The organism is Candidatus Erwinia haradaeae (genome assembly GCF_900698985.1).
GTDB lineage: Bacteria > Pseudomonadota > Gammaproteobacteria > Enterobacterales > Enterobacteriaceae > Erwinia_E > Erwinia_E haradaeae_B.
Map to the genome: position 1 here is coordinate 434,588 of NZ_LR217730.1, position 11,204 is coordinate 445,791.

Below are 11,204 nucleotides of genomic sequence, written 5' to 3' on the forward strand. Positions count from 1 at the left end.
AAGTTGATATGCTTCATATAGTTTTAATTTATATAGTGTTATTAGACACAATAATGCAATTATTTGTATGTGTATAAAGGTTTACTCTCAATATAATTAATGTCGTGATAAATTTAATTTTATTGTGTTCTTATGAGTAGACGCAAAACTAGCATGGTTTTAATTTTTTAGTATCTTGAATGCATATTATATTATATGAGATATTTAGATTTTTTCAGAATACTAAAAACGAATAGAATTATAAATTTTAGAGCTGTACGAGATATATACTTTTTTTGTATTTAGAGAATTATTAATCTAGAGCTTAAAATTTTGTTCTATTATCTTAATAATAGTGTTATTTATTGTATTTTATCCTTAAGTTTTATCAGGGTAAATGATTAATAGGTGATGGTTTGAGTAGTGCCCATCTTCGATAGGTCATAGTTATATTTTGCATGTCGCGCTGAAAGCGCTTAGTTAGCTAATACTTACTATGTTTATGGAGACGCAATCAATCGGAATCTAGCGTGGAGTTTCTAAATGAAAAATACTCTGCTTGACTTGAATAATTCAAGCATATTAGTCGTTGGGGATGTAATGTTAGATCGTTATTGGTATGGTTCAACTTATCGAATTTCTCCCGAAGCACCGGTTCCAGTAGTACAAGTTAGTAACGTGAAAGAGTTCCCAGGTGGTGCTGCAAATGTTGCTATGAATATAGCAACTCTTGGCGCTAAATCTTATCTTATCGGATTAATTGGAGAAGATCATGCGGCTCAAGTCCTTATAGAATCCTTAGTGAATAACAATGTATATTGCAATCTAATCGCTAATGCCAATTATCCTACGATGATTAAGTTACGTATACTGTCACGTAATCAGCAGTTAATTCGTATAGACTTTGAAGAAGCATGCAAAGAAATTAATGATTCTCTTATTCATGATCGAATTAAGGTTTTATTACCACAGGTAAATGTATTAGTTTTATCTGACTATGCCAAAGGGGCGCTGACTAATGTAAAAAGTATTATTAGTCTGGCACGTCAATCAAATATTCTCATCTTAGTAGATCCTAAAGGTAAAGATTTTTCTTGTTATTATGGCGCTACCCTTCTTACACCTACTTTGCATGAATTTGAGCAAGTAGCTGGAAAGTGCTCAAGTGAAAGTGATATTATCAAACGAGGTATGGCATTATTAAAACAGTATTCTATCTCTGCATTATTAATTACTCGTTCAGAACATGGCATGACCTTATTGCAACCTGAAAAATCACCTTGCTATATGTCAACTAAAGCACAGGAAGTTTTTGATGTAACTGGAGCCGGGGATACGGTTATTGCTGTTATAGCAAGTGCTTTATCGGCTGGCAGAACTCTTGAAGAGAGTTGTTTTCTTGCTAATGAGGCCGCAGGCGTGGTAGTCGGTAAAATTGGTACATCAACGGTTTCTCCAGAAGAGCTTAACAGGTCAATAGTTAATAGATCCAAAAAGGGTTGTAGAGTGGTGAATGAAGCACAGTTGATTATTGCAGTGAATCAAGCTAGGCAATGTGGTGAAAAAATAGTAATGACTAATGGTGTTTTTGATATTTTACATGCTGGGCATATTTCTTATCTTGTTAGTGCAAAAAAGTTAGGCAATCGACTCATTGTGGCGGTTAATAGTGATGCATCAACGAGACGTCTTAAAGGAGCATCTCGACCAGTGAATACATTAATGAATAGAATGAGTGTTTTAAGTGCTCTTGAAATGGTAGATTGGGTTGTTAGTTTTGAAGAGGATACTCCGCGGAGCATTATTAAAAAAATATTACCTGATTTTTTAGTTAAAGGTGGAGATTACCAACACAAACTGAAAGATATTGCAGGTAGTCAAGAGGTTTTGGCTAATGGCGGAGACGTGCGAATTCTCAATTTAAAAGAAGGTATTACAACAAGTAATATTATTAAAAAAATTATCTCACAATCTATATAATAGATATAGTATTTTTTTTAAAAAAATCTTATCAATTAGAATTTTTCTACAATCCTAATATATTGTGTAGAGTTTTAGTATGCAGAGTATATAGATTATATTTAAGTAAGTCAGCGTGTTGCTCTTAATCTATAAGAATTAGTGTTATAGTTATATAACATTGTTATATTTATCAGTTATATAAGCTAAACTATCAAAAAGTTTATTAATAGATTGTGGTCCTGTATTGTTTTTTAATATTCAAAATAAAAAAATATTTTTTATTGATATGATATATAGAAATATTTACTATTTATATGTAGTATTTTAATATTATCATATACACTATATTGGTTTAATTTAAGTATTTTGGTTACATATGAGATATGTGTCTTTCTATAATTTATTTTACTATTGATAATAGATTAATAGATTGATCGTCTAAATGTCAAATAGGGTATTACATATTTATATAGAGGTATGGATACGCTAAAGTAATCTAAATTTTTTGAATATAAAAATTTATACTATATATTAAAATGTTCACAGACAAAAAATATTTAAATATTATAAAAAGTGTTTTAAAAGATAATGTATTATTGTTATATATTTCACACAAAAATCTATACTAGTATTGATATAGCGCTTTTTAATTTTATCTGCAGAGATCTTATTGAGCGCATTCGTTAAATGTTTATTTGATGAAGTCAGGATATATATAACTTACAGTAAAAATTATACAAATCATGTGTGTAGACGAATAAGAACAAAAGTATACTTAAAATAGATATATTCTAAAGTATATTTATCTATAATTTTTCTATCATATATTATATTTTCCTTGAAATATGTGATTAAAAGAGATTGTTGATTAGGAATCATACCAGATAATAAGGTTTAAGAAATGTCAATAAAAATATATAATATTAGGTGATATAGCTATTAATATATATTAAGCTCTTAGGGGTTCTTATTGATAAAAGTAAAATTTATTTACATCAATTTCATGCAGTAGATTATGTATAAAAATTAATAGATTAATATTTATGCAATGACTATGAATAGTAGTATAAAATGTTGTATTTTTGTAAAATAATGAAAATTATGTATAGTATGTGTATAGTAGTGGAATTTTAAAAATATCATTTTAAAAGTTATAGTTACAACTTCTATCTGAATAATATCAATGATATTATTATGATTATGTATTATTGTGTAATGAATTATTTTCTTAACATTAAGGCTGTGTAATGACTAATCCTTTGCTTACTGCTTTTGTTCTTCCTCCTTTTGGTTCTATTAAGACGGAACATATAATTCCAGCTATCAAGCATGTTTTACATCAGTGTCGAGAAGTGGTAGAAAAAATAGTAGATCAATGTGGTCCATACGATTGGGATAATTTAGTGCAGCCTTTAATAGAAGCAGATGATTATCTCAGTCGTGTATTTTCTCCTATTAGTCATTTAAATTTAGTAAAAAATGATCCAAAATTACGTTTAGTTTATGAAAAAATTCTATGCATGTTATCTGAATATAATTCTTGGGTTGGTCAAAATGAAGCATTATATACAGCATATTGCAAACTGAAAGATAATATTGCTATTTATCAATCGTTAGATATCGCACAAAAAAAATTTATAGATAATACTCTTCGAGATTTTCAGCTTTCTGGAATAGGTTTGTCTAAAGCTCAAAAGAGTCATTATAAAGAAATCTCTGCGCGTTTGTCGGTTCTTTCTGCGACATACAGTAACAATGTGCTCGATGCTACTATGGGGTGGAGCAAAATAATTATAGATAAGAATGAGCTTGCCGGTATACCAGACAGTATCTTAGAGACCATGAAGTGCAAAGAAAAAGATATAAACCAACATGGATGGCGTTTAACATTAGATGCAACTAGCTATGTGCCCGTGATAACTTACTGTAATAATAGAGCGGTGCGTAAAGAGATTTATTGTGCTTATTTAACTCGTGCTTCTGATCAAGGTCCACATGCCGGGAAGTGGGATAATACAGCAATTATGTATGAAACATTAGCTTTGCGTCATCAATTGTCTAAAATACTTGGATTTACTTCTTATGCTGAGAAGTCATTAGTTACCAAAATGGCAGAAAAATCAGATCAGGTTATTCTTTTTCTTAATGATTTAGCAAAATGTGTACGTTCACAAGCAGATCAAGAATTGGAGCAATTACGAATATTTTCAAAAAAAGAATATAACATTAACGATTTACAACCATGGGATATAGCTTTTTTAAGTGAAAAACAAAAGCAGAGTTTGTATAATATTTCTGATGAAGAATTGCGCCCTTATTTTCCAGAGAATTTAGTTCTTAATGGACTCTTTAAAATAGTTGAGAATGTCTATGGTATTACGACTATAGAGCGTTATGATATTGAAGTATATCATAGAGATGTTCGATTCTTTGAGCTATTTGATGAAAATAAAATTATGCGTGGTAGTTTTTTTCTTGATCTGTATGTACGGGATCATAAATGTAGTGGAGCATGGATGGATGATTGTGTTAGTCAGATGCGTAAATTAGATGGTACACTACAAAAACCAATAGCTTATATCACTTGTAATTTTAATCGTCCATATGACGGAGAAGTGGCACTTTTTACTCATCAGGAAGTTATTACGTTATTTCATGAATATGGGCATGGTTTGCATCATATGTTAACACGAATTGAGACACCTGGTGTTTCTGGTATTCATGGCGTACCATGGGATGCAGTTGAAATGCCCAGTCAATTAATGGAAAATTGGTGCTGGCAACCAGAATCTTTAGCGTTAATTTCTGGTCATTATAGAACTGGTGAAGCATTACCACAAATATTTTTGAATAAATTATTAGCAATAAAAAACTATCAAATAGCATTATTTGTGCAAAAACAAATAGTATTTTCTTTATTTGACTTTCATTTACATATGCACCCTGATGTAGATAAAGGTATAAAAATTATCGAGTTATTTCGAGATATAAAATACCAGATATCGGGCGTATTAGAACCAAAATGGAGTCGTTTTCCTAATGCATTCAATCATATCTTTTCTGGTAGTTATGCGGCAGGTTACTATAGTTATTTATGGGCTAATGTCTTAGCATCAGATGCTTGGTCGCGTTTTGAGATAGAGGGTGTTTTTAATCGCGAGACCGGGCAGTCACTGTTAGATAATATTTTAACACGTGGCGGGTCTGAAGATCCTATGACTTTATTTTATCGTTTTCGTGGTCGTCAACCAATAATAGATGAAATGTTAAAGCAATATGGAATAGCATCTATAAATAGAACAATATAAGTTATTTATGCGTATTTGCTTATTAGATGAATCAGGTGTAATAAATAAAAATAATCTGTCTGTCTTAGCCGCTCGATGGAATTTAGAACATGATAATAATACACTAATGGCTTTAGTAATGAAACCATCTCATCTTGAATTGCGAAAGCGCAATGAACCTTTACTTGGTGGTGTATTAGTAAATTTTTCCTCTAAAACACGGTCATATAGACGTAATTTTGGTGGAGGAGTGAAAGAGGCGATATCGAAATCTGTAGGTATAAAGAGAGATTATTATCCAAGCATATTAGATGCTACCGCAGGATTGGCTCGTGATGCTTTTGTGCTAGCAGCTTGTGGCTGTCAAGTAAAGATGCTAGAGCGTAATCCAGTGATTTCACTGCTCTTAGAAGACGGCTTAAGACGTGGCTATGCTGATCTAGAGATTGGATCATGGTTGCGCGAGCGTTTAATTTTATTAAATTCTTCTAGTTTATTAGTTTCTAGCAATATTTCTCCAAAACCAGATGTAGTGTATCTTGATCCAATGTATCCTAAAAAAAAGAAAAGCGCTCTAGTAAAAAAAGAAATGCGCATATTGCAATACCTAGTAGGTTTAGATGAAGATTCCGATGAGCTACTAAAACCTGCGCGTGCTCTTGCAAAAAATCGTGTAGTAGTTAAGCGTCCACATTATGCGCAATCATTAGCAGGAACGATAAGCGATAAATCTATAAAAACTAAAAAACATCGTTTTGATATTTATTTTTCTAACAGCTAATAAACCCCAGCAGTTGATAAGTTAATTGTTTTATATTCGTTAGTATATTCATCATAGAGTAGCGTTTTTATTCCAGATCAATCTTACTCTATATATGCATATATTTTGATGTATATATCTAATATAATTATATAATTGTTTCTGATAACTTTTTTCCTTGATAGGAACCATCTTAGTGTAATAGTGTATCTATTGATTTCTTGAGTAATGATTAAAAAGATACATCTTGACCTTATAGATTAAGATGCGTCTCTTTTGTAATATAAGAATATTTATAAAAGATAGATTACCGAAATATTTTTAAAAATATATGAAATATAATAAGCTATTTTATAAGATATTATCGAATAATTAAAAGTGTATTATTTAATAGTATTGCATCTATATTCTGTATATTTCTGGTATTCAATTTTTTTAATAGTATATATATAATCATAGTAGATATTCTAATGAGTAGGAAATTTTTTCTCCATAAGGAGTTCTATAGTTCTAGTATAATTAAAGAATTTTTTCTGAAATAAAGTGATCTATATAAAGCAACCAATTGTTAGATTATGATTTATTTCTCTCAATCTTGAACATTTTTAGGCGATAGTCGTATATAATCTATTTATAGTATTATGACTAATAAATATAACTTTTAAAAAAAAATAGATATATTACTTATTTAAGTAATTAATATGATTTATAAGAGTGCTTATAATTTTGAATATTAATAATCTAATATGGATTGATTTAGAAATGACTGGTTTGAATCCAGACAGAGATCGGATTCTTGAAATTGCCATACTTGTAACAAACTCGAACCTACAAGTTCTTTCTGAAGGACCGGTTTATGCGATATATCAATCGATAGAGTGTCTTAGCTTAATGGATGAATGGAATACAAAAACGCACACTGCGAATGGTTTAATTTCTAGGGTTCAGAATAGCCGAGAAAGTGAACGTTCTGCTGAAATTGCAATTTTAAAGTTTTTAAAAACATTAATTCCAGCTAAATGCTCACCTATGTGTGGTAATAGTATAGCTCAGGATCGTCGTTTCTTATTTAAATACATGCCAGATTTAGAGAATTATTTTCATTATCGTTACCTGGATGTAAGTACTCTTAAAGAATTAGCACGTCTTTGGAAACCAGAGATTCTCTTAGAATTTAAAAAACAAGGTGCGCATCGAGCATTAGATGATATTTATGACTCTATTGCAGAATTGATCTACTATCGTGAAAATTTTATACGACTCTAAAAATCCTATCCTTGGAATACTTTTAATAAAGATATCTGATTGGTAATAGTAGATTTTTAGATTTTTTAATATAGCTTAAAAATTTGATTCGTTCGAAATGGGATGCATTAAAATATAAAATCGCTGGTGCTCTATAAAATGCCAATATAAAAACGAAAATCATTATATCGAATATTTTAGATAAAATCTAGTATTGCGTGGCATGATTAACTTAAAACAGTTAATTATAATACTAATAGAAAGTTAATTGAGCACCATAAATCTTATTGAGGCTATATATAGTAAGATCATTTAAAGTAATAGTTTTTATTAGTTTTAGATTAAATATATTTATATTAAAAAGAATTTTTTAAGTAAAAGAAATGTTAATAATATTAATATTCATAAAAGTGATTGCACAATTATCGTCTTAAAAATCTTTCTAAGATCTGAATTATGCCACGGTATATACTATGATTAAAACGGTCTAGAATTCCTTTTTGTTGAGTATAACAAAGATTTATGATGTTATATTCTGAAATTTTATCCATGATCCAATCATCGCTAGTAGTAATTTGATCTACCAACCCTTTTTCTAATGCTTGGCTACCATACCAGTACTCTCCAGTGGATACGGTATCTATATTTAATTGTGGCCGCATTTGATGTACAAACTGTTTGAACAGTAAATGTGTTTGATTTAAATTATCACAGAATTTTTCTCGTCCTTCTTTGCTGTTTTCACCAAATAACGTTAAAGTACGCTTATGCTCTCCAGCGGTATGGAGTTCCATGTCGATTTTATTTCTTTTTAAAAAACGGTGAAAATTAGGGATCTGTGCTACTACACCAATCGATCCAATTAATGCAAACGGCGCGGCAATGATATGGTTAGCTACACATGCCATCATGTAACCTCCACTAGTAGCAATTTTATCTACAGAAATTGTTAGTGGAATAGATTTCTGTCGTAACCGTTGAAGTTGTGATGCGGCTAGACCATAACCATGCACTACTCCGCCAGGACTTTCAAGACGCAGTAATACTTCATCGCCTGTCTCAATAACAGATATGATTGCAGAGATTTCTTGTCGTAACGACGATACCTCTTTAGCATTGATGCTACCTATAAAATCAAGTATATATAACGTTGGTTTTTTTTTGCTTACAATACGCCCTATCTTATTTTTTTGTTTTAGTTCTTTCTGTTTCTTTTTTTCCTTTTTTTTATATTCTTTTTTCCATAATTTTTTTTCTAAAGGTATCATTTTTTCTAAATTTATTCTATTTTGTATTTCAAAAAAATATGTATCTAATCGAGTTAATATTAGTTTTCCAGCTCTAGTATTACCACGCTTAATAAGATTAGGAATCATGACTGATAATATTATTAATGTTATCACTATAGTAATAATTTTAGCAAGAAAGAGCCCATAAAAAGAGAGTAAATCCACTTGATCCGCCTTAAAATAAGATGTGAAAGGTCTATCGAGTTTATTGTATATTTGATAGTAAGTTGTTTTTTTATAGTTACTTTAAAAAGATATAAAATATTCTAGATTATAGTCCGCATAACATAACAGGTATTTAGATATCTAATTTTTTGTTTAAATCTTTATTTAATAACATAATTATCTACCATATTTAATGAATAGTTTTTTAATTATAGACACCTATATTATAGGAAATGTTTTAAAATTTTTATATTTAGGTCTATTTTTGTGTTTAGAATAATAGTTAATATATTAAATATTAGTTATATGACGATAGTTTGAGTTATAAGTCAATAAGTTTTAGATTTTGTATTTTATCACGTAAGGGATATGGATGTTAATATAAAATTTAATAAGAGTATAGTTTTTTATATACAGATGCTTTTTGTTAGATTTTTGTAAAATAATTCAGTAACCTAGTTACCTATATTAAGTAGATTATATTTTATTTATAAATAATATATATTTGCATGTGTTATGAATGATTTATGGTAATTATAGTCTGTATATTAAAAAGTTAAAATAACTAATTATATGACATGAGTAGTTATTTTATAGATCGATGGTAAAATTTTTTTACAGATCTTTTCTGCGTCTAGACCTGACTATCAAAGATTATATTATAATTTGATTCAAAAATAAAATTTTTAAAAAAACTATTATATAACCGGCTATAAATAAATTATTTATACCAGCACTATCATGGGTAGTAGCTTATTAAGTATTTAACAGTTACTCAGCATTGATTAAATATGTGTAATTTTGATTTTGGTATTGGATATATCATAGAGATACAAACAAATTCAAGAGGTATAAAAGTGGATAGTGTAATAAGATTCTTATGATTTTTTATTTTAGATATAGTTTTTATAAGATTGTTTATATGATAATTTCAGAAATTTCAGCTTATATATAAAATATAAATCACTGACTTCTCTTTTAAATTTTTTATTTTGTAAAAGAAAAATTCTGCATGTTAATTAAACTAATAACGGTCTTATTACTTTAATTAAGTTATTCTATAAATAATTGGTTTTATTCTTTCTTGGGGTAGGAGAATGGAAATATACCTAGTTGGTGGCGCTATTCGTGATGAACTATTAGATTTACCAGTGAAGGATAAAGATTGGGTAGTGGTAGGAGGCTCTCCTGAGCAAATGCTCCAATTGGGCTATAAAAAAGTTGGCCGTCATTTTCCAGTTTTTTTACATCCAATTAGTCGCGAAGAATATGCATTAGCTCGTACTGAAAAAAAAACAGGGAAAGGACATATCGGGTTTGTTTGTTATTCTAAACCTGATGTTACTCTTAAGGAAGATTTAGCTCGTCGTGATCTGACGATTAATGCTATTGCACGGGATAAATATGGTATATATTATGATCCGTATGGTGGACGTATTGATCTTAAAAAGCGCAAAATACGTCATGTTTCTTCCGCTTTCTGTGAAGATCCATTACGTGTATTACGTGTAGCTCGTTTTTCTGCATATTTTTCTAATTTACATTTTAAAATCGCTCAAAAGACATGGACTTTAATGAAGAAGGTGGTACATAGTGGAGAGTTGTCTTCTCTTTCTCGAGAACGCATATGGAGAGAGATAGCTCTTGCCTTGAATACGCATCATCCTCAGGTTTTTTTGCAGGTTTTAAAGGATTGCGGTGCTCTAAATGAACTATTCCCTGAATTAAATTCTATATATTATTCTTTTGCTTCTAAAAAAAAACAAGGTTCTTTAATTACTATTAATAAAAAAAATGCTTTCATAACATTATCTAAAGTGGCAAAATATCATTCAGAAGTCGACATTCGCTTTGCTGCATTGTGCTATGATTTAAAAAAATCCATAATAATACAAAATAATGCATCTAATGATAGAAAGGATGATCAGATAGATACTAGGATAATTTCAATTTTTTGTAAACGTCTGCATCTTCCAAAAGAATATCGTGATCTTGCATTATTAGTATCTGAATTTTATTGTGTATTAAATAAAATTCATCTTTGCTCTCCTGAGCAATTGATAATATTGTTTAATCATATAGATGCTTGGAGAAAACCATATCGCGTGAAAAAGATTGCAGTCATTATTGATGCTGATTCTAGTAAATATAGCACATGCTTAAATAATCTCTCTTCTAAAGGGGAATACTTTTATAATGCTTGGCAAGTTGTACAGAGTGTATCCACGCAAGCAGTAATTTCTGCAGGATTTATAGGACAAAAAGTATACGAGGAGCTTTGTAGACGTCGTCTTTCTGCTTTAAATATTTGGCAAAACTCTTAGAAAAGTATTTAAGAAGACTTTATGATATTCAGTAATACATAATGATAAATAGCATATAATTATAATTCGTAAGTTATGGATATATATTTTTAAAAGATAATTTAAGCTCTTTGATAATTATTTTTGAATGAATACAATATAAACATCTGAGAGGTAATATTTTATGTTATTGAGTGTTTTTACACTAACATTT

6 protein-coding genes are annotated in these 11,204 nt (G+C 29.5%); 5 read left to right on the forward strand and 1 reads right to left on the reverse strand.

Annotated features, from left to right (window positions below; translation table 11 throughout):
• Positions 1-522: 522 nt before the first annotated feature.
• The 4 genes from hldE (at position 523) to orn (ending at position 7,254) form a co-directional block, all read left to right on the forward strand.
• Positions 523-1,959: a bifunctional D-glycero-beta-D-manno-heptose-7-phosphate kinase/D-glycero-beta-D-manno-heptose 1-phosphate adenylyltransferase HldE gene (hldE, locus tag ERCIPSPA2889_RS01410; protein WP_157989094.1), complete on the forward strand. Its 1,437-nt coding sequence runs from the start codon at positions 523-525 to the stop codon at positions 1,957-1,959.
• A gap of 1,229 nt (positions 1,960-3,188) precedes the next feature.
• Entirely contained in the window at positions 3,189-5,249 is a 2,061-nt protein-coding gene (prlC, locus tag ERCIPSPA2889_RS01415; RefSeq protein WP_157989095.1) for an oligopeptidase A, read from the forward strand.
• Between the two features lie 7 nt (positions 5,250-5,256).
• Positions 5,257-6,009 (forward strand): class I SAM-dependent methyltransferase, encoded by a 753-nt coding sequence (locus tag ERCIPSPA2889_RS01420; RefSeq protein WP_157989096.1) that lies wholly within the window; start codon positions 5,257-5,259, stop codon positions 6,007-6,009.
• Positions 6,010-6,708: 699 nt separating this feature from the next.
• Positions 6,709-7,254: an oligoribonuclease gene (gene orn, locus ERCIPSPA2889_RS01425; RefSeq protein ID WP_157989418.1), complete on the forward strand. Its 546-nt coding sequence runs from the start codon at positions 6,709-6,711 to the stop codon at positions 7,252-7,254.
• 401 nt (positions 7,255-7,655) lie between these two features.
• Here the strand turns inward: orn and sohB are convergent, their stop codons facing one another.
• Entirely contained in the window at positions 7,656-8,687 is a 1,032-nt protein-coding gene (gene sohB, locus ERCIPSPA2889_RS01430) for a protease SohB (RefSeq protein ID WP_157989097.1), read from the reverse strand.
• Between the two features lie 1,097 nt (positions 8,688-9,784).
• Between sohB and ERCIPSPA2889_RS01435 the strand changes: the two genes are divergently transcribed.
• Positions 9,785-11,011 (forward strand): multifunctional CCA addition/repair protein, encoded by a 1,227-nt coding sequence (locus ERCIPSPA2889_RS01435; protein WP_157989098.1) that lies wholly within the window; start codon positions 9,785-9,787, stop codon positions 11,009-11,011.
• The last annotated feature ends 193 nt before the right edge of the window (positions 11,012-11,204 follow it).